This is a genomic window from Parasphingomonas frigoris, from assembly GCF_036663815.1.
Classification (GTDB): Bacteria; Pseudomonadota; Alphaproteobacteria; order Sphingomonadales; family Sphingomonadaceae; genus Sphingomonas.
Window position 1 is genome coordinate 62,777 of record NZ_JAXOJQ010000009.1, and the last position, 18,061, is coordinate 80,837.

Here is an 18,061-nt window from a genome sequence, read left to right on the forward strand (position 1 = left end):
GTAACTGCGGAGCGCCCGTTACGAGAAAACCGAGCGCTCCGCAACGTGAGGGTTTAGCGGATCTCCACGCGGTGTGTACCTGTTGGCAGCTGCAGGAAGCTACACCGCCGGCCGAGAAACGCCTCGATGATCACCCTGGCTGTCAGGCTGTGCTGGCTCGGCTTGACCGTTGTGAAGCTGCCGCCGCCCGCGAGTGCGAACGGCAAGAGCAACTGGTCCGCGAGATACGGTCCGGCAAAGGCATCCGACGCGAGATAGCCAGCCATCCGCGCGGCGGCGGTCTTTGCGACATGCTCGGCCGAAACGCCGAGCTTACCAAAGCCGCTCACCACTTCGGTGACATGTTCGTAAGCTGCCTCGAGCAACACGATGTTGCCGGGGCCTTGCTCTTCGGGCAGTTCACGGATCGAAAAGGCGTCCTCAGGCCAATCCAAGAGCCCACGAATGGTCTTGATCTCGCGCTCTGCGACATCGAGCGGCAGGCCGGCATATAGCGCAGTGGCTGAGCGGCCGATCAGCGCGCCGCGATCGACACAGTTGATCGCGGTCAGCTGAGCCGGCTCGATATCGATCTCGATCCGGCCGCCGCCGCGCGGATAAAAGCCGTGCCGTATCAGCTGCGCAGTGACGCGCGGCCCCATCCGGTTGATGACCGGCAGGAGGCTTTTCGCGATGAACTCAAACGGCGGCGCGAGCATGTTGTGCGTGCCGCCTTCGAGCACGAGCCGGGAGGGCGCGCCGGCGAGAATCAACGGCATCAGCACGGTCTGTAAGACCAGACCGGTCGATCCAGCGGTGCCGACCGCGAAGCGGTACTCGCCCGGCGTCACCGGGCCAGGGCGGAACGTCAGATCGGACGACCCGACGCTCAGGCCTTCGCACATCGCGCCGCCGATCGCGCACGCGGCTTCGACCGCGGTGACGTGCTGACGCATCAGCCCCGGCTTCTCGCGCTTGCCGCGCGCATTGGTGATTTGGAAGGGTTGGCCGGTGACGAGCGACAGCGCGCACGCGTTGCGCACGACCTGTCCGCCGCCTTCGCCTTCCGATCCATCGATGATGATCATGGTCTTCTTTCTTGGGATGGCGGCGTGAAGGGCTACCCCTTCACGCACACCACCTGCTTCAACGTATGCACGATCTCGACGAGATCGGCCTGTGCCGCCATCACGGCTTCGATCGGCTTGTAGGCACGCGGACTTTCGTCGATCACGCCTTCATCCTTGCGACAGGCGACGCCCTCGGTCGCGGCGACATGTTCCGCCACCGTGACTTCGCGCTTTGCCTCGGTGCGCGACATCACACGCCCGGCACCATGGCTGCAGCTGTCGAACGACTCCGCATTGCCGAGGCCGCGCACGAGATACGACTTGGCGCCCATCGAGCCGGGGATGATCCCCATCACGCCCTTCGCCGCGCGCACCGCACCCTTGCGGGTGACGAGCACATTCTGGCCGAAATGGTTCTCGCGCGTGACGTAGTTGTGATGGCAGTTGATCGCCTCCAGCTCCGCCTCGAACGGCTTGGTGATCACGCGGCGCATCGCGGCGATGACGTTGGTCATCATCATCCGCCGGTTGAGCGCCGCATAGTCCTGCGCCCAGCCGACCGCCTCGACATAATCGTCGAAATGCTCGGTCCCTTCCGGGAAATAGGCGAGGTCCTCGTCGGGCAGATTGACAAACCACTTGCGCATGTCCTGCTTGGCCAATTCGATGAAGAACGTGCCGATCGCGTTGCCCACGCCACGCGAGCCCGAATGCAGCATCACCCACACTTGGCTGGAGGTATCGAGGCACACTTCGATGAAGTGGTTGCCGGTGCCGAGCGTGCCGAGGTGAACCAGGTTGTTCGACTTGGCGAGCTTGGGATATTTCGCGACGATCTGCCCGAAGCGCGTCGCCAGCGTCGCCCATGCGTCGACGATCGCCGTCGGCGGATCACCCCATGAGCCGGTGTCACGGTTGCCGCGACCGACCGACCGTCCGACCGGCACCGCGCGTTCGATCGCGGCGCGGACGCCTTCCAGATTGTCGGGAAGATCGCTCGCGGTGAGCGAGGTACGCGCCGCCATCATGCCGCAGCCGATATCAACCCCGACCGCCGCCGGGATCACCGCGCCCTTGGTCGGAATGACCGAGCCGATCGTCGCGCCGATGCCGACATGGACATCTGGCATCACCGCGACGTGCTTGAACACGAACGGCATCTGCGCTGCGCGTATCAACTGCGCGCGCGCCTTGTCGTCCACAGCGACGCCGCGGGTCCACATCTTGATCGGTACGCCACCCTCGACGGGCTGAAATTCGAAATTGGCTTCGGTCATCGCGTCTATCCTTTGGTCAGGGCGGCAGGATTTGAACCTGCGACCCCCGGCTCCCAAAACCGGTGCTCTGCGCAGACTGAGCTACGCCCTGAGAGGCGGTTCGGGGTGGCCGGCCCATTCCGACCACCCTTGCCGCGCCGTCCCGTCAGCCATGTTCGAGCACCAACGAGACATGCCAACCTTCGCAATCAGCGTGCCAGTTATCCGGTGCTTCGAACGGAAAAACCATAAGACACTGAGAATTATAATAATTCCTTGATCATCTTGTGATTGTCGACCTCGGCGGTCTTGTGGAGTCGGCAGCGACATCGTATCGCTTAAGATAGACCTTTATCTCATGGGATCGTCATGAAGCCCATAGTTGCAATTGGATTTCTCGGCTCGACGCTTGACGCAGGCAAATTCGATGCGTCGCGCTGGAATAAGTGGCGGCCCTCGGTCGGCCTATGCATGCACGAAGATCTGCGGATCGATCGTTTCGTGTTGCTCCACGGTACCCCACATGGTTGCCTCGCTGAATCCGTCGCCAAGGATATCGCCTCGGTCTCGCCCGAGACGCAGGTTGATCGACACGTGATCGACTTTACCAACGCGTGGGATTTCGAGGAAGTTTACGGCAAGCTGCTCGACTTCGCGCGTGCCTATCCGTTCGATCCGGATGCAGAAGATTACCTCGTTCACATCACGACGGGTACGCACGTCGCGCAGATCTGCCTCTTCCTTTTGACCGAAGCGCATTTTTTGCCGGGCCGTCTGATCCAGACGCAACCGCAGCGCGGCTCTCCGTCGAATGCGCCGGGCAGCTGGGACATCATCGATCTTGATCTGTCGCGGTATGACAGCATCGCCACGCGCTTTGCCGCGGTCGCCGCCGAGAGTACCTCGTTCCTCAAATCCGGGATCGATACGCGCAACTTGGCCTTCAACCGAATGATCGACGATATCGAGCAAGTTGCGGTGCGCTCCAAGGCGCCGGTGTTGCTGATGGGGCCGACCGGCGCGGGCAAGAGTCAGCTGGCGCGGCGGATCTACGAACTCAAGCGCCTCAAGCACCAGGTGCGCGGGCCGTTCGTCGAGGTGAATTGCGCGACCCTGAAAGGTGACGGCGCTATGTCCGCGCTGTTCGGGCACAAGAAGGGGGCGTTCACCGGTGCTGCGGCCGACCGGCCCGGCCTGCTCCGCACCGCCGATACCGGCACGCTGTTTCTCGACGAGATCGGCGAACTCGGGATCGACGAACAGGCGATGATCCTGCGCGCGATCGAAGACAAGCGCTTCCTGCCTGTGGGTGCCGACAAAGAAGCGGCGAGCGACTTCCAGCTGATCGCTGGCACCAATCGCGACCTTGCAGGGTGCGTCCGACGAGGCACGTTCCGTGATGATCTGTACGCGCGGCTTAATCTGTGGACCTTCACCCTTCCGGGATTGCGCGACCGCCGAGAGGATATCGCCCCCAATCTCGACTATGAACTCGACCGCTTTGCCGAACGCGAGGGCACGCGTGTGACCTTCAACAAGGAGGCGCGGGATCGCTTCCTCACGTTCGCCTGCGCCGTTGATGCCGAATGGCACGGCAACTTCCGCGACCTCGCCTCGAGCGTCACGCGGATGGCGACGTTCAGTCCCAAGGGACGGATCGATCTCGACGGCGTCGAGGCGGAGATTGCACGGTTAAAGCGCCCCTGGGCCCATGGGGACCAGACAGGCGATGACCTCGCAGCGCTCCTTTCACCCGAGCGGTTGGAGCGGCTCGATCCGTTCGACCGCGTCCAGCTCGCGCACGTTCTTGAAGCCTGTAGGAAGAGCCGGTCTCTTTCCGAAGCTGGCCGCGCATTGTTCGCGGTCTCGCGTACACGAAGGACGTCTTCCAATGACGCCGATCGGTTGCGCAAATATCTGGCGCGCTTCGATCTCTCGTGGGCTGATATATCCTAGGCCGTGAACCCATAAAATGCTGTCTGCTTACGCATGGGCTAACCGGCAAAAAGGTGTGGTTAGCCGACCTTCGTGCTTCGCGCCTGTATCCGATATTTAAGCCTTCCAAGCAGCAAGCCAATCGGGATGGAGACAATGATGAGCGCGACGATAGATACAGGCCACGACCAATCCCGCGTTGTTGCGAACACAAGGAATATATAAGAGAGCAGTGCATTCGATGCGTGGAAGCCGTAGTCGTATCGGTCGGGCTGTCGTCCTCGCATAGCCGATTTTGGCCTGCTAACTGAATGTCTGCAAGTAATCGATTTGAGACCGAACGCTGTCTCGCCCGATAGCTGCCGGTCGGCTTTCAGGCAATAAACGCGCTGGATCCAGTCCGGAATGTCTCAACCTGGTGGAATGCTGCCGTTCGCCCCACCCTAAAGTTTTGGCGATTACGTATTTGAAAAACCTACCGAGAAACGACGCCCCAAATGGCAAAACCGATGATTGATGCAATGTGAAGGGCCGCCAGCATCCAGTAGCTCGTAGGATCGTCACTTTTAATCGCCGGCGTGGCTTTGCCGGCAGGCATTCTGCCCGACGCCAATCCATAAATGAGCGACAGGGCGATAAGGGCGATCATGCCGACCGCAACCACGTTCAACTTGCCGCCTCCGGTTTGTCCCGCACCGGCTTATGCTTCACGACCTTGCGCAGCCTCTCGTTGAAGTGCGCTCCGTCGTCAGAGGTTGAAATACAATTAGCAGGCATTTGAGGATTAAGGCATGGCGCGGGAATGGCCGCAAGTGGGCGATTTTTGCCCGTCCGCTTTTTCGCCCAAGAGCTGCCTGTCGCCTTTCAGCACGCGCGGTCGCGCGGGGGCGATCGACCGGCAAAAAGTGGTGGTTTATTGACGATACTGAAGGCTGATCTGTTCAAGAACTGCGCGTAAGCCGTCGTCAACCTGATCGATTGCGGCAAGGGCGCGCCAATCAGCAGCCAAGGCAGCATATCGAACTCGATGCTCATCCGGGACGGCAACGGCGGCCATAGCGTCCATCGTAATGGCCGTGGCCAGACATTGAAGATGATCGCGTAAGGGCAAATGTGTCACGAACGTGCTCCAGCCCTTGGCTCAGTTAGCAATGAGCGCCATTTCGCGAATGTCCGCAAGTGGTCGATTTCGGCCCGCCCGCTTGCCCGCCCGATAGCTGCCGGACCGCATGCGGGAATGGCGATCGCGCTGCCGGTGCTCGAACGGCAAAAAGTGGTGGAAAAGGGACTGACTGCTTTTGGCAACAGGATGGGGTATAACCGCCACGATCGGCTTGCTCGGCCCAGCTTAGCGATAGCTTTAAGGAACTAGTATTGCGTTAGCCGCCGTTCGCTGAACCAATCGACTGCGATGAATCCCTGATGTTTATCCCTTGAAGATCGAGCGAGCCGTTAATCAACGGTAGTACTTATGGCAACTGCCAGACGACATGCCGTGAATCGTGTATCGCGATTGGTCGACCTTGTTTGTCGATTGCGGGAGTATAGCGTCCGCGCCGTGTAATCGCGCTGCAAGCGGCCTGGTCGAGAATCTCCGAGCCACTTGAATATAGTGTCCTGCAATCGTGAACCGCGCCATCCTCGCCGATCGTCCAGAAAATGACCGAATCGCCTTGCAGCTTTGCCGCCAGCGCCGCTGCCGGGTAGTCGTCAGCGGTAATCCACTCGCCGGGGTTTCCACGTGCAGAAGCGATTGAGTCCGCTGCGGCTACGTCCCGCGCGTAATGTCGGCGCTCATAAGGAAAGACGCCCAATTTATCCATCAGCGCGTCCTGACACTTGGTGAGTGCCGCGAAGCCCGCCGCGGCACCGGGCATGGCAAAAGTGACTGGCTCTTCTTGGCCGACTTGAAGGGTAATTGTCGAAGCGATTGGAGGGTCCGGGAATCGCGGATCGCCCGCTTTTGCGGTCGGGCCGAACGGGTCGGGGATGACTATCTCGGTGATGCGTTGCGTTCCGACAATGCCACTTTTTGAGTCTGCGACGATCGGCTCGCTCGTTGTTCCAACCCAGATCTTAGTCGGGTCACGGCGAAACGTCTGGTCGGAAGACGCTGGAGTTACGAGCAGCATTTCCCCGATCAGGCCACCCCATTCCGGCCGGAACGCCAAGGTTTTTGCGGCCGCACCCACACCATAGTTTCGTGATAAGGTGCAGTCGGCGTCGCTGGGCGCTAAGGCCCAGCTTGCTGTCGGGGCGATAGCAGCCGGAAGTGTCTCTGCAACTACAGCCGCCGGACTGATCAAAACGAAAGCGAGTGCTGCGAGCGCAAGCGGTGCAAAGCGATATGGCACGATCATTCCTCGAAGGGCAGGACCGGCAGGCTAGCGTATGTGTATGTGGTTTCAAGCGGTTCGGTCTGGACCCGCCGTCGGCTTTTCGGAGCTTGCCCGAAACTCAGTCGCACTCTTCCCAAGTGATAGAAACTGACACTGGTGACTTTTTTTGGGCCTTTAACGCAGCCAGTGTGGCGCAGCGCAGACACGACAGTCCCCAATAGCAAAGGTTCATTTGGGAACTAAAATAACGACCAATGCATCGCCGCCTGCCCGCGATTGCGATGCGCGCAAGTGGCAGTCGTCTGGCCCGTCACGAACAGCGAAAAGTGGGCGATTTGAGACTGTCCGCTTTTCCGCTCGATAGCTGCTGTTCGGCTTTCAGGCGGGACGGCAGAGCAGCGGTGACGTGAACGGCGATAGGTGGTGGGGAGCGGTCTGGCTGCTTACGGTTTGTCGGCGTTCAAAGTAGACGTAGAGCATCCGCGCATTCCAGCTTTGAAGCGCGAACCAACGAGGGTGTGAGCTTCTTCAACCTGGATTTGCGATCCAACACGGCAAGTGGAGTTATTTGGAAGCGAGATCGATACGGCTTGATTCCCGGGCAGCTCTACTCGCGCTCGCAAAACACTTCCGATCTGCCCGTATCCCTTCTGCTCTACGAGGCCGAAACCACTGACCCGTCCAACCATGAATGATGGGGCGCGGGTTTCCCAATTCACACTCAAATAGACGGCGCAGAGCAAAGCGATAGCTGCGACTGCAAACAGTTCACGGCCGACCCTTCGACGCGTCGCTTCATACCTCATTGCGCATACGTGACTGATTCTGCAAATGTCCGCAATGCGGCGGGCCATGGAGCATTCGCAACGGCAACCAGTGGTCGATTTGAGACCGTTCGGTTTATAAACTCGGCCTCGCGAACCTCTGCCAAAGAAGCGACGCCCCCCATATAAGCAGGGCAAGGCCCAATAAGGCGCGCAGCGGGCTGCCGGAATGCCGCACTACAACGAGTGCAATGTCGCTAATCCCAACCGCGCAAAGGACCGATCCCGCGATCAGCTTGAAGGTAGGATGGTCGCGGTAACTCACTTGCTTTCCCCTTTCTCATACGTCGCAACCAGCTATACGACGATGTTAGGGGGCCTGACAAACGTCGGCTAATGGTCGATTTGAGACCGTCCGCTTTTCCACCCGATAGCTGCCGGGCCGCTTTCGGGCACGACGCACGCGCTGGCGGCGGCGGAACGGCGATACGTGGTGGAAACCGGACCGGCTGCTTTCGGAGAAGGCGGGCGGTGATAGCCGACATTGGGCAGCTGCGGCCTTTCCCAAAAAGGATGGTTCAGCGGGAATGCCGGCATAACGGCGGAACATAAGGGAAAGACTTAATCGATCTTCAACCGGGTGGATGTATGTTCGATCGGCAGGGAGAGATCGGGCATGTTCGGACGCAAGAAAAGTGCGGGCATAGAGGGCGAGGGCGGAAAATTCATCGCCGATTTCCTTGGCTATCAGTCCGATACCGATCGGATGAAGGATGCCGCTCGCTCTAGCCAACGCAATATTGCAATATTAAAGCCTCAAATTCCCATTGGGGTGGGGCCAATAGCCGGATGGTTCGGGGGCAATGCCGCCATGCCACAAGGCACGGTCTGGCCTGAGGAGGGCGGACAGAAGCTACTATTCGTCGGGCAAATTGATCTTTCCGCGCTACCAAGAGATTTGTGGGGCGGAGTAGGTCCGCGATCCGGTTGGCTAGGCATATTCCTTTCGGCGAAGGGCCCGCTAAAGCCGTCGATACTTCACTTCGATGGCCCTCTGGTTGAAGTGAAAGCCCCGATACCGAACGACGCCGATTGGACTCGTATTTTCGACTTTAAGGAACCAGCGACCTTCGCGCTTCTGAAATGGCCGCTAATTGTCGAAACCCGTTCGGGTAACGAACTTCATGATTCTGATGCACCCCGAGCAACTGAATCGCCCGAACAATGCACCTTGGTCGATCCCGCATATCATCCCTTTGATCGCCAAACCGTTTCACTGCTATGTACGGCACTCGAAGAAGCAGTGACGCGTTTGGCGCGAGACATCGTGCGCTTCCCGGCCATGAAGAAACTACGTCCTGCCGACACTGCATGGTTCGAAGGGAAACGAGCCGAGGTGTTAGACACCTTTGTACGGTTTTTCGAAATTGAAGGGCGAATGCGCTCTGGGGGGAAAGTGGACCCGGCCTCGATAGCCAGCTTTATTGGCGAACTCGCTGAGCTTAATGCCTATCGAAAAAAATATCCCCGCACTGATGGTGACGGGTATGCTGAATTGATATTGGAAGAAACAAAGTTGCTTGATTGGCAGCCCAAAGGTTCCGATTTACGACCCTGGTGGCTTCTTTACGAAGCGGGTCTAACAAATCATGCGATTAAGGCCTACACGTCGACGCGTACCAATTTGCCAACAGCCCTACGCGAACGTGTTGAAGCTAAGTGGCGAAGCGAAACGCATGACGGTCTCGCTGCGATGGGCCACGCTCCTCTCGGGCACATTTACACTCCCCACGGACCCGAAAGCCCAAACGAGGTATTGCTGGAAATCCACACGAGTAATATTGCCGGATTTATCTGGGGCGATTGCTACTCGCTTGTGCTGCTAATCGATCGCGAAGCACTTCGTCGTGGAAACTTTAGCAACGTGACTGTTGATATCACCAACTGAGCTGACTGCCAGTCCGCCTTCCCACAATCGATGCTCTTTAGAGAGTGACGGCTGTGTGAAAGCTATGATCCGGCGTTCTCAAAAACGAATGTCTGGCGGAAATCTCGCTGCCTCGATCGCGCTGACCGACGCCTGCGGGTTTCGCTTTCCCAAAATCTGTTCCCAATTGCTCTTTTCCGAAATGGCCAATCAGAGACGGGGAAACGGGAAAGATCGCGCTTAACGAATGGCTGTTATTGGGCGCCCGGATCGTCAGCCAGAACGTCCGGGTGTGGTCGACTGCCGCCGGGCCGCTTTACTGCCCAATAGCAGCCTGTCCGCTATAAGGCAGGTCGCGTTGATCGATCGCACCGGAACGGGAAAACTCGTAGGAAGCGGTCGGTCCCCTTTTTGGCACAAGCGCGGTCTAACGAGCTGGGCTTTCTCGTGGTATGGCCCGCTATCGCCACCGATCATGCCGCGAGCAGGATGGCGACCGAGGGCAGAGACTGGCTCCCGCTTGCACGTGGAGCACGACCATGGCCGAACATGAAGATATGGCATTTCTTGTGGCGCGCGAACGACAGTCGCGCGAGCTGGCGGCCCTGCCGGGGGATATCGCCGTTCAGCGCGCACACCTCGGCATCGCGGAGGGCTACGCCGCTCGCATCTGCCTTTTGAAAGCCCAAACCGCCTAGGTCCTAGACGGATTAGGGCTTTTCGCAGATGGGTCGATCATCTTGCACCAGGGGGCGGGGGGACACCAACGTGATCGACCAAGCGGTCAAGTTTCTCACGCTGATCCTCGAGCATTTCCCATAGCTGGTCGATCCGCATCCCGTCTAATTTCTCGTGGAGCGTCATGATTTCCAGCTCCGCCTTTAGATTTACCTCATAGTCGAGCCCCGCCGAAACACGGTCGCGATTTGCCTGCCTGTTTTGCGACATGAGAATGACCGGGGCTTGGAGTGCGGCGATCATCGACAGGATAAGGTTGAGGAAAATGAACGGGTAAACGTCGAAGGTCGAGCCGTAACGGGCAAGCATGACGGTGTTGATGGCGATCCACGCGATCAGTCCGCCGACGAATATGAGGATGAACGCCCAGGAGCCTCCAAAGCGTGCGACACGATCCGCGATGTGGTCGCCAAACGTGTCCGTTTCTGCGACCGTGCGATTTAAGCTGCGCGAGGACGGCTGTCGACGAGCAATGGCCGCAATCACGCGCTGCTCTCGCGCTGAGAGCGTAGCAAAGTTGCCATGCAGCAATCGCGTGGCGAGTTCCGATACAAGGGCGTTATCCGCGCATGCCAAATCGTCAGGTTCAGACTTCATAGCGCTACACCCATCTCACGAACTAGTGCTGCCATAGGCTTCTTTTTGGTGGTGGGGGAGCTTCGCGAATTTCTGCAATTGGGCGGAAGCGGAATGACTGCGTTATGAGTCCTCGAACTAGATGCAACTGTACCGTGCGGTTCCAGTTTGAACGGTCTGGGACGCTGCAGCGATCTACTTGACCGTATGACACCCGAGCTTAAACTTTGAAGCAATGCTCGCGGTGCCACTGGAGGAAGTGAGGGTGTGGCCGGTTCGCCATGTTTACGGGCGACAGCGCGAAGCCGCTTCGATTGACGACGCTGCGGATGCTCTCAGGATCGTTGGCTTGCCGCGACACCAAGATCTGAAGATCGTCGGCAAGACTCAGCAGTCCCCGATCGAACATCCAGTGCGCGGTCCCGGACAGCGCGAGCCCGTTGCTCACGATGTCGGGCCCATTCGCCTCGACCGGACGAATATGGGCTGCCTCGACTTCAGCACGGCCCCCACCGTTGATCAGCTTGAGGCCGGTGATCGCGCAACGCTCGTCATAGGCGCGCAGCACGACACGGCGGAAAACGCGGTCGCGAACAAGCCGTGAGGTTAGCGATGAAACGCGCGCGCGATCCTGCTCGAAGAGGAAGGGGGGCTGTTCCTCCCGAAGCCGATCGCTCGGCGGTACCTCACCGGTCCGGGGTAATAACGGCGCCTCTTCGTTGAGGCCTTTGGCCACGATCCGATTGAAGTCGGACGCGGAGATTGGGCGTACCGCGGATTGTGCCCGTCCGGAAATCCGCCCGTGTTCGTTCAGTAGGCCGCTTTCGATCGGTCCATCCGCATCAGCGAACGCTACTGGGCTGGCAAAATCCAGATACGAACCGGGTTCCATCAGAGCCAGGTACATTCCAGGTGCGGATGGGTCGGGGATGATCCGTTCTACCTTTGCGACCGCAAAATACCCGCGCGTGTTTGGCACCTTGCGCGGCTCGTAATAGAGAATCCAGTCGCCGGTGCTCGGTTGTGCCCGGCCAAGATATTGGGCGGGAAATTGATAGCGTTCTGCGGGACTGTCATCGTAGATTGAGTCTGTGCGGTGGATGAAAACGCCAAAAGCCATAGGCCTGCATAGCGTATGCTTCGCTGGTCGCCAGATACGATCGTCATGGACTGGTTCGCGCTGATGGTTTTCTCGTATGCGCTAAATCGAATAAAGCGGTTTATGCGAAGTCGAGCATATCCGTTTAATATGTCGAAGATCGCATATCGCGCCTTTACGCGCTGGCCGCCGTAAGAAATTTCAGAGGTCTACATGCTGCGCATTGTTCGATCGCCAGCACAGCTTGGCAATCTCATTCAGCGCCAGCGTAAGCAGCGTGGCTTGACGCAAGCCGTCGCATTCCAGTACGACCGCAGCCGGCTGGAGTGGCAGCATCGCCTCGCCATCTCGCTAGCTCGTCCGATGCGAGCGCCGGCGTATGCAGGGACACCGGTGCGGCGCACGCGGTCCCACACGGATCAGGGGAACGTCAGTATGGGATCCGAGGCTGCCCTTAGGTCGTCGTATCAGAGAGGTTCCGCCCGATAGTCTGGCGCGCCCGACCAAGTGAGGCGATACATCGCCCCTTGCACAACCGATTGCACGACGTTGGGCCAGAGCGCGGCGATGCAGGTGCCTCCGGCGTGCCGCACCGACGGATAGATGATGCCGTTGTGGCCGGCCGCGCGCGCTGATGCAGCGAGCGCATTGCCGGCTCGATATCCGACTGCCGGGTCTGGATCGAGACTGGCGTGGCGAGGCAAGCGTCCCAGATTAACGAACACACCTGCCATGCTGGCGAGCATCTCGCCGTATTCGACCACAGCGTTGAAGTTCCCTGCGTCGGCAAGCGCGTTCGTCAGGTGATATCCCACCTCGGCGATGCAGGTCTCTACGGCGAGTGCCGCATACCAAGCGCCGCGCTCGGCGGGATTGAACCGCATCGGCTCGCGCGGCTTCGCGTAAGCAAAACTGGCGTTGATGAATTTCGCGTGCGGAACGCCGTGGACCAGCTCTTCGGCGGGAAGGCCACCATAGCCGCGTTCTTGGGCAATCAGCCGCCCGCTGGTCGCGCTTTCGATCTCGGCGAGCAGGGCGAGTTCGTCGTCATCGTCCACGAGCGGCGCCATCACCGCGTCGCGGAGGCGTGCGCTGGCGACGAGCCGAATGGTGCGCGGAAAGGCTTCTCGGACGAGCGGGATCCCGTCGAGGATGCCTTCGTCAAAGTCCGCCACGCAAGGCGTCGATATATTGGCGGGTCTCGAGCATGCGCGGTATCCCGCCTACGATCATGGCCTGGATCGGGGCCATACGGTCGAACACCGGTCCACGATTAGGAAGCTTGGGCCAGCGGTCGGCCATGCCGTCGGCAAACAGGAGGTGCAGGCCCTTGAATACGCCGATCAGCGCCGAGGCTCGGGTCAACTGGTCCTGGCCGAGCACGCCGTCCCATTTGCCGGCCTTCATCCGGTCCCAGGTGCTTTCGGAGACACCCAACAGAGCGGCGCCTTCTGCGTTGCTGCCATCCCACGTCTCGACAAGCCGAATGACGGCTTTAACCGCCGCACCGGTCAGGCGCGCGCGGTCATTCTCGACAGCGAAAGTCTGGAGCCCAGGTGGAAGGACGGGGGGCTGTTGCAGCTGAACCACGTTTGACATTGCGCGTCTCCTGATGCGAAAATAGGCGTCACGTGGTGCGATGTCAAGAATACCGAGCGGAGCCGCTGGGTTCGCCCCCCGAAATTCAAATATCATAGTGGCAGAATTCCATACCGTCCGGACTCTGACGCGCGGCGCATACGGAAATTCGTATGCTGAAATTTTATGCGCTTATCGGTATCGAAGGGGAGGGGCCGTTAGATGCGTTCGGCTAGAACATTGCCGAAGAGCTTGAGCAAAAGGCTGTGCAATGCACGACTGAAAGCGGGGCTTACCCAGCAGGAGCGGGGAAAGTGGGCAAACCTCAAGCAAGCGACGATCTTGAAGCTCGAGAACGGCAGAGGGGGCGCGCTCGATACCGTTTTCTCGGTGCTCACGCATTTGAAGCCGGAGGTGCTGCTGACAGAGCGCAGTACGTTTTCTGGTCCGTTCGACGACATAACCTGACGACCCGGCCGCGTTCGGCGTGCAAAGCGTTTGTGGTCGGTGTTCGGAACTGACTTCTGACAATACTGCCGCTGAGGCGAGAACGTCAGTGGTGCGCATCTTTCGGCCGTTCGACCTTGGTCGAAGGCGCAAACGTCGCTTGTTCGTAGCCCATTGGATTGCGCAGCCACTCGTCCAGATCGGATTGGCGCCAGCCCATGCAGCGGGTGCTGATCGCGATCTGCCTTGGAAAGGTTCGCGAGGCGACTTTTCGATAGAGCGTCGAGCGGGTGAGCCCCGTTTTTAGAAGGACCTCCTTCAACCGGATGATACGGTCTGAACTGTCGATCGCCATGACATCGCCCTGTTCCTGATGCTTCTCGAGCGAGCATTCAGCGAGGGTTTTTAAGGATCAAGAGGCTGATCGCTTGCTGCGTACGGTGGCGTGCAAAGACTTGCGTGCGCGTAGGTTGTCCTGAGCTGGTATACCGGGATTGCGTCCCGCGCGGTCGCGCGGCCAGGCTCTACGGTGCATGTGCGCCGCCGAGTCGTATTCGCGTCTCGGTCCACGCGGATGACGATCCCTGACGCGGTGGCACGGCCGCGAGAAGCGGAACGCGGGGATCAATTGAGCGCGCACTGACGGCCTTCTGCGAAGCCGTCAGAGGTCGCAGCGTCTTTGTTTCCGCGTGGCACACTCGATCCGACCGGAGGGCGCGGCGGCGGCTGGCCCACACGCCCGCGCGCACGCCGCCGCGCCGGTCGGCCGGATTCGAGAGTGCGTCTTTGTGCAGCTCCGTGGGCGCTGGGCAGCGCTTGGCGCTGCGGTGCTGCGGTCATCGCGCCCGCGCGATGGCGTTGGCCTCCGGCTTTCGAATTGGCGGGGGTGGGCGTCGCTTCCCTGTAGTCCCGCCGCGGCGGGTCGCAAGCCGGCTGTGCCGGCTCCTCCATTTCATTCCGGCCCTGCGGGTGCCGCCCGCCGCTCCAGCGGGACTGCCGGTCCGCTCCTGCCGCCCACCCCCGCCATTTCGGCGCCGGTTGCGGTGGTTTGAAGGAGTAAGGTCGATGGAACGGAACAGTGATCGGGCGAGCCTCTATGCCGAGGTGACATCGCGGGTGATCGCCGATCTGGAGGCGGGGCGGTTGCCTTGGGTTCAGCCGTGGGATGTAGCTTCCTGCGGTTGCACCATGCCGCACAATGCAGGGACCGGGCGGCGCTATTCCGGGATCAACGTGCTGATCCTGTGGGCGGCGGTGATTGAGGGGCGGTACTCCTCGCAGCGCTGGCTGACATACCGGCAGGCGCAGGCCGCGGGCGGGAATGTGCGCAAGGGCGAGCGGGGAACGACCGTTTGCTATGCCGATCGCTTTACGCCGAAGAACGAGCAGACGAAGGCGCGCGATGAGGATCGCGATGCGCGGCAGATTGCGTTCCTCAAGCGCTTTACCGTGTTCAACGTCGACCAGTGCGAGGGATTGCCGGAGGCGCTGACCGGAACGCCGGACGTGCCAGGCGAAGTCGAGATGCTGCCGCAGGTGCAGGCGTTGATCGTGGCGAGCGGCGCGGATTTCCGGGTTGGGGGCGGGGAGGCCTATTATTCTCCCGGCGGCGACTTCGTGGCGGTGCCGGCGCAGGCCGCGTTCGGCGAGCCGATCAACTGGTATCGTACGGCGTTGCACGAGCTTGGGCACTGGACCGGGCACAAGAGCCGATTGGATCGCGAGCAGCGCGGCAGCTTTGGTAGTGGTGATTATGCCCGCGAGGAGCTGGTCGCGGAGATGGCCAGCGCGTTCGCCTGCGCGTCGCTGTCGATCGAGCCGACCGTGCGGCATGCCGACTATATTGGTAGTTGGCTGGCGGTGCTCCGCGAGGATGAAAAGGCGATCTTTCGCGCAGCCAGCGCGGCAAGCAAGGCCGCGGAATACCTGCTCGTCTTTCGCGGCGGAGGTGCCGACGTTTCCCACCGGGGGTCGGCAGCATGACCGGCGATCCCGAGGAACTGAAGGCGCGCGCCCGGCGCGCCTTCGAGCGGTCCACCGATGGGGACCTGGGCGAGTGGCAGGGGCCCGTTCATCCCGAGCAACTGGCGACGATGGAGCGCGCCATGCTGTCGCTCTCGCGCACGACGCGCGAGGTGTTTCTCGCCCATCGCCTGGACGGTTCGAGCTATGCCGAAATCGCGCGGGCAACCGGGCTGAGCATCCGACAGGTTGAGCGGCACATGGTGAAAGCGCTGCTTCGGCTGTCACGCTTCCTGGACGGTGACGACCGCACGTCCTGGCAGCGCTGGTGGGATGCGAGAAGGCGACGGTGGTTTTCTTGATATCCGGCACATCGCCCGGCGCATGCCGGGTGATATTGGCGCAGCGCTAACGTAACGCTAAGAAGACACGATGAAATCCGAGCTCGACCATTTGCCGGCGACCAAGCAGCGCGAGCTGGAGCGTGTCGTGCAGATCATCTTCGAGGAATTCGAGGATGCCTTTGCGCTGTCCACGCACCCGTGGAAGAAGAAGGGTCGCATTCAGAAGGTCGTCCTTTACGGCAGCTATGCGCGCGGCGGCTGGGTCGACGAGCCCCATACCGCCAAGGGCTATCAATCCGATTTCGATCTGCTGATCATCGTCAACGACAAGCGCTTGACCGACCGGGTCGAATATTGGTCGAAGCTCGACGATCGGCTGATCCGCGAGCTGTCGGTCACCAAGACGCTGCGCACGCCGGTCAATTTCATCGTCCACACCTTGAGCGAGGTGAATGACGGCCTGGCCCATGGCCGCTACTTCTTCATGGACGTCGCGAAGGACGGCATCGCGCTTTATCAGAGCGAGGATAGCGAGCTTCACGAGCCGAAGCCCAAGACGCCGGAGCAGGCGCTGGTGATGGCGCACGAGTACTTCGAGGAATGGTTTCCGGCCGCTGCCGGGATGTTGGAGACGGCCCGGTTCAGTCAACGCGAAGGGCGCTTAAAAGACGCTGCATTCCTCATGCACCAATCGACCGAGCGCTTGTACCATTGCGTGCTTCTGGTCTGTACCTTCTACACGCCACACGTTCACAACTTGGGGTTCCTACGGACCCAGGCTGAACGCATCGATCGCCGGCTTACCCACATCTGGCCGCGCGACAATCACAAGCAGCGGGCGATGTTCGAAAAGCTGCGAGAGGCCTATGTGAAAGCGCGCTACTCGAAGCATTATAAGATCAGCGAGGAAGAGCTTTCATGGCTTGGCGAGCAGGTCGACGAACTGGGTTGCGTCGTTCACGCGATCTGTTCGGAACGCATCGCGGCGCTCGAACAGAAGGCCGTCGCTTAACGCTCTGACGTATCGCGGTCGTTCTGCTGTAGCGCTTCCGCGATCATCGCGGCGAGCGCTTCTCCTGCCCGGGGCCGCGTGGCCTTTTCCTTCGATAGCAATTCCTGCCGAATCCATTCGGGAGCGCGCGCGATCGTGGCGGTAATTACGGCCTGAAAATCGTTGTTCATCGCCGCCTTATTCGAACCTGTCTGCATCCGCGGCAAGCGCGAACGCGCGCTTTCCGCGGCGTCGCCAGAGCGTGAGCATCTCATCGCGCCGTTCGCTCTGCAACATCGCCACGCCTCCCAGCAGTAGCCCGAAGATCACGGCGCGATCGTCATCGGTCAGCTCGATCAGACCAGCCTTGGCAACGAGGCCCCCCAGCTCGATCAGCTGTCGCGTTCGTTCGCGACGCTTCACCGCCCATGCCCGGCTGTCATTACGCGCCGCCCTCGCCTGAAGCCGATGCCGCGCCGCCACGGTCCGTCTGCTCGCGGCGTGCAGTGTCGCGAGCGCCGCCGCCAGCTTTGCGTGCGACCTGAAAGAACGCGGCACCGCGCCGGCGCCAACCCTCCTTCGTCGTCTGCTCTTCCGTCTCTGCGGCGCCAAGCAGAGCGCCCGCAAGTTGTTCGAGCGGCAAGGCATCGGCATTGGTGGCAATTACCAGCTCACCGAGCTGGCGCAGCCGCTGCTCCTTGAGGTGCCGCGTCTTGTCATTCAGCAACTTCAGTTCCGCGTCGTAGTCACGGGGTTTGCGCATGGTTCGTCCTCCTTTTCGGGGTGAGGACGAACCAGTTATCGTCACGGTCGATCAGGCACAATATCCTGAAATCTCTTGGGATTGCCCAGTCCCGAGAAAGATGAAATATTTTGAGGGCGCGCTTATACGTCGTGCCGACGTGCGCTTTGAAGTGTAAGTGGGTGGTCGTCATGGCGATCTACCATTTCTCGGCAAAGGTCATCTCGCGCGGCAGCGGCTCCAATGCGCTCGCTGCTGCGGCCTATCGCTCCGCCTCGCGGCTCTACGATAACCGGCTCGATCGCCATCACGAC

General features: G+C 60.4%; 21 protein-coding genes and 1 tRNA gene. 8 read left to right on the top strand and 14 right to left on the bottom strand.

The annotated features are described in order from the left end of the window. Positions 1-53: 53 nt before the first annotated feature. The 3 genes from rtcA to U1872_RS19985 all read right to left on the bottom strand — a co-directional run bounded on the left by rtcA (position 54) and on the right by U1872_RS19985 (position 2,417). Complete coding sequence (gene rtcA, locus U1872_RS19975; protein ID WP_332794676.1) at positions 54-1,067, bottom strand: RNA 3'-terminal phosphate cyclase; 1,014 nt, start codon at positions 1,065-1,067, stop codon at positions 54-56. A gap of 32 nt (positions 1,068-1,099) precedes the next feature. Next, complete coding sequence (locus tag U1872_RS19980) at positions 1,100-2,326, bottom strand: RtcB family protein (protein WP_332794677.1); 1,227 nt, start codon at positions 2,324-2,326, stop codon at positions 1,100-1,102. A gap of 13 nt (positions 2,327-2,339) precedes the next feature. Next, a tRNA-Pro gene (locus U1872_RS19985) sits at positions 2,340-2,417 on the bottom strand. A gap of 257 nt (positions 2,418-2,674) precedes the next feature. On the opposite strand from U1872_RS19985, the gene rtcR reads away from it, so the two are divergent. After that, the gene (gene rtcR / locus U1872_RS19990; RefSeq protein WP_332794678.1) at positions 2,675-4,261 is read left to right on the top strand and encodes an RNA repair transcriptional activator RtcR; all 1,587 of its coding nucleotides are present in this window, start codon (positions 2,675-2,677) and stop codon (positions 4,259-4,261) included. Between the two features lie 454 nt (positions 4,262-4,715). On the opposite strand, the gene U1872_RS19995 is transcribed toward rtcR, so the two are convergent. Beyond that, on the bottom strand, positions 4,716-4,910 hold the full coding sequence (locus U1872_RS19995; RefSeq protein WP_332794679.1) for a hypothetical protein: 195 nt from the start codon (positions 4,908-4,910) through the stop codon (positions 4,716-4,718). Positions 4,911-5,031: 121 nt separating this feature from the next. Between U1872_RS19995 and U1872_RS20000 the strand changes: the two genes are divergently transcribed. Continuing rightward, positions 5,032-5,160, top strand: coding sequence for a hypothetical protein (locus U1872_RS20000; protein WP_332794680.1), 129 nt, complete (start codon positions 5,032-5,034; stop codon positions 5,158-5,160). Between the two features lie 549 nt (positions 5,161-5,709). Here U1872_RS20000 and U1872_RS20005 read toward each other — a convergent pair. Further along, a complete protein-coding gene (locus U1872_RS20005; RefSeq protein ID WP_332794681.1) occupies positions 5,710-6,600 on the bottom strand; it encodes an energy transducer TonB in 891 nt (296 codons plus the stop codon). Positions 6,601-8,019: 1,419 nt separating this feature from the next. Between U1872_RS20005 and U1872_RS20010 the strand changes: the two genes are divergently transcribed. Both U1872_RS20010 and U1872_RS20015 read left to right on the top strand, forming a co-directional pair. Further along, positions 8,020-9,291: a DUF1963 domain-containing protein gene (locus tag U1872_RS20010; protein ID WP_332794682.1), complete on the top strand. Its 1,272-nt coding sequence runs from the start codon at positions 8,020-8,022 to the stop codon at positions 9,289-9,291. Between the two features lie 518 nt (positions 9,292-9,809). Beyond that, positions 9,810-9,968: a hypothetical protein gene (locus tag U1872_RS20015; protein ID WP_332794683.1), complete on the top strand. Its 159-nt coding sequence runs from the start codon at positions 9,810-9,812 to the stop codon at positions 9,966-9,968. A gap of 37 nt (positions 9,969-10,005) precedes the next feature. Here U1872_RS20015 and U1872_RS20020 read toward each other — a convergent pair whose 3' ends face one another. The 5 genes from U1872_RS20020 to U1872_RS20040 all read right to left on the bottom strand — a co-directional run bounded on the left by U1872_RS20020 (position 10,006) and on the right by U1872_RS20040 (position 13,282). After that, complete coding sequence (locus tag U1872_RS20020; protein ID WP_332794684.1) at positions 10,006-10,605, bottom strand: DUF1003 domain-containing protein; 600 nt, start codon at positions 10,603-10,605, stop codon at positions 10,006-10,008. Positions 10,606-10,804: 199 nt separating this feature from the next. Continuing rightward, positions 10,805-11,704, bottom strand: a complete 900-nt coding sequence (locus U1872_RS20025) for an HNH endonuclease (RefSeq protein WP_332794685.1) — start codon at positions 11,702-11,704, stop codon at positions 10,805-10,807. A 180-nt stretch (positions 11,705-11,884) separates the two neighbouring features. Then, complete coding sequence (locus U1872_RS20030) at positions 11,885-12,019, bottom strand: hypothetical protein (RefSeq protein WP_332794686.1); 135 nt, start codon at positions 12,017-12,019, stop codon at positions 11,885-11,887. Positions 12,020-12,150: 131 nt separating this feature from the next. Continuing rightward, positions 12,151-12,858, bottom strand: coding sequence for an RES family NAD+ phosphorylase (locus U1872_RS20035; protein WP_332794687.1), 708 nt, complete (start codon positions 12,856-12,858; stop codon positions 12,151-12,153). After that, positions 12,845-13,282, bottom strand: a complete 438-nt coding sequence (locus U1872_RS20040; RefSeq protein WP_332794688.1) for an antitoxin Xre-like helix-turn-helix domain-containing protein — start codon at positions 13,280-13,282, stop codon at positions 12,845-12,847. The genes U1872_RS20035 and U1872_RS20040 overlap by 14 nt, the downstream gene beginning before the upstream one ends. A gap of 219 nt (positions 13,283-13,501) precedes the next feature. Here U1872_RS20040 and U1872_RS20045 point away from each other — a divergent pair, with 219 nt between their 5' ends. Then, entirely contained in the window at positions 13,502-13,729 is a 228-nt protein-coding gene (locus U1872_RS20045; protein ID WP_332794689.1) for a hypothetical protein, read from the top strand. An 85-nt stretch (positions 13,730-13,814) separates the two neighbouring features. Here U1872_RS20045 and U1872_RS20050 read toward each other — a convergent pair whose 3' ends face one another. After that, positions 13,815-14,063 carry a helix-turn-helix transcriptional regulator gene (locus tag U1872_RS20050; protein ID WP_332794690.1) on the bottom strand — a complete coding sequence of 83 codons (249 nt, stop codon included), beginning with the start codon at positions 14,061-14,063 and terminating at the stop codon, positions 13,815-13,817. Between the two features lie 710 nt (positions 14,064-14,773). Here U1872_RS20050 and U1872_RS20055 point away from each other — a divergent pair. From U1872_RS20055 to U1872_RS20065, 3 genes are all read left to right on the top strand, one after another. Then, a complete protein-coding gene (locus U1872_RS20055) occupies positions 14,774-15,691 on the top strand; it encodes an ArdC family protein (RefSeq protein ID WP_332794691.1) in 918 nt (305 codons plus the stop codon). Continuing rightward, positions 15,688-16,032 (top strand): sigma-70 region 4 domain-containing protein, encoded by a 345-nt coding sequence (locus U1872_RS20060; protein ID WP_332794692.1) that lies wholly within the window; start codon positions 15,688-15,690, stop codon positions 16,030-16,032. The genes U1872_RS20055 and U1872_RS20060 overlap by 4 nt, the downstream gene beginning before the upstream one ends. Positions 16,033-16,102: 70 nt before the next feature. Next, a complete protein-coding gene (locus U1872_RS20065) occupies positions 16,103-17,026 on the top strand; it encodes a HEPN domain-containing protein (RefSeq protein ID WP_332794693.1) in 924 nt (307 codons plus the stop codon). On the opposite strand, the gene U1872_RS20070 is transcribed toward U1872_RS20065, so the two are convergent. From U1872_RS20070 to U1872_RS20080, 3 genes are read right to left on the bottom strand one after another with little or no spacing between them, the layout of a single operon-like run. Continuing rightward, on the bottom strand, positions 17,023-17,196 hold the full coding sequence (locus U1872_RS20070) for a DUF6771 family protein (RefSeq protein ID WP_332794694.1): 174 nt from the start codon (positions 17,194-17,196) through the stop codon (positions 17,023-17,025). The genes U1872_RS20065 and U1872_RS20070 overlap by 4 nt on opposite strands. A 7-nt stretch (positions 17,197-17,203) precedes the next feature. Next, entirely contained in the window at positions 17,204-17,428 is a 225-nt protein-coding gene (locus U1872_RS20075) for a conjugal transfer protein TraD (RefSeq protein WP_332794695.1), read from the bottom strand. Positions 17,429-17,447: 19 nt separating this feature from the next. Continuing rightward, positions 17,448-17,768, bottom strand: a complete 321-nt coding sequence (locus tag U1872_RS20080) for a conjugal transfer protein TraD (RefSeq protein ID WP_332794696.1) — start codon at positions 17,766-17,768, stop codon at positions 17,448-17,450. Positions 17,769-18,061: the final 293 nt, after the last annotated feature.

What these genes read in the sequence shown, in the direction of transcription:
- rtcA (WP_332794676.1), bottom strand. Translation starts at nt 1,067, where the DNA reads ATGATCATCATCGATGGATCGGAAGGCGAAGGCGGCGGACAGGTCGTG.
- U1872_RS19980 (WP_332794677.1), bottom strand. Translation starts at nt 2,326, where the DNA reads ATGACCGAAGCCAATTTCGAATTTCAGCCCGTCGAGGGTGGCGTACCG.
- rtcR (WP_332794678.1), top strand. Translation starts at nt 2,675, where the DNA reads ATGAAGCCCATAGTTGCAATTGGATTTCTCGGCTCGACGCTTGACGCA.
- U1872_RS20000 (WP_332794680.1), top strand. Translation starts at nt 5,032, where the DNA reads ATGGCGCGGGAATGGCCGCAAGTGGGCGATTTTTGCCCGTCCGCTTTT.
- U1872_RS20005 (WP_332794681.1), bottom strand. Translation starts at nt 6,600, where the DNA reads ATGATCGTGCCATATCGCTTTGCACCGCTTGCGCTCGCAGCACTCGCT.
- U1872_RS20010 (WP_332794682.1), top strand. Translation starts at nt 8,020, where the DNA reads ATGTTCGGACGCAAGAAAAGTGCGGGCATAGAGGGCGAGGGCGGAAAA.
- U1872_RS20015 (WP_332794683.1), top strand. Translation starts at nt 9,810, where the DNA reads ATGGCCGAACATGAAGATATGGCATTTCTTGTGGCGCGCGAACGACAG.
- U1872_RS20020 (WP_332794684.1), bottom strand. Translation starts at nt 10,605, where the DNA reads ATGAAGTCTGAACCTGACGATTTGGCATGCGCGGATAACGCCCTTGTA.
- U1872_RS20025 (WP_332794685.1), bottom strand. Translation starts at nt 11,704, where the DNA reads ATGGCTTTTGGCGTTTTCATCCACCGCACAGACTCAATCTACGATGAC.
- U1872_RS20030 (WP_332794686.1), bottom strand. Translation starts at nt 12,019, where the DNA reads ATGCTGCCACTCCAGCCGGCTGCGGTCGTACTGGAATGCGACGGCTTG.
- U1872_RS20040 (WP_332794688.1), bottom strand. Translation starts at nt 13,282, where the DNA reads ATGTCAAACGTGGTTCAGCTGCAACAGCCCCCCGTCCTTCCACCTGGG.
- U1872_RS20050 (WP_332794690.1), bottom strand. Translation starts at nt 14,063, where the DNA reads ATGGCGATCGACAGTTCAGACCGTATCATCCGGTTGAAGGAGGTCCTT.
- U1872_RS20055 (WP_332794691.1), top strand. Translation starts at nt 14,774, where the DNA reads ATGGAACGGAACAGTGATCGGGCGAGCCTCTATGCCGAGGTGACATCG.
- U1872_RS20060 (WP_332794692.1), top strand. Translation starts at nt 15,688, where the DNA reads ATGACCGGCGATCCCGAGGAACTGAAGGCGCGCGCCCGGCGCGCCTTC.
- U1872_RS20065 (WP_332794693.1), top strand. Translation starts at nt 16,103, where the DNA reads ATGAAATCCGAGCTCGACCATTTGCCGGCGACCAAGCAGCGCGAGCTG.
- U1872_RS20070 (WP_332794694.1), bottom strand. Translation starts at nt 17,196, where the DNA reads ATGAACAACGATTTTCAGGCCGTAATTACCGCCACGATCGCGCGCGCT.
- U1872_RS20080 (WP_332794696.1), bottom strand. Translation starts at nt 17,768, where the DNA reads ATGCGCAAACCCCGTGACTACGACGCGGAACTGAAGTTGCTGAATGAC.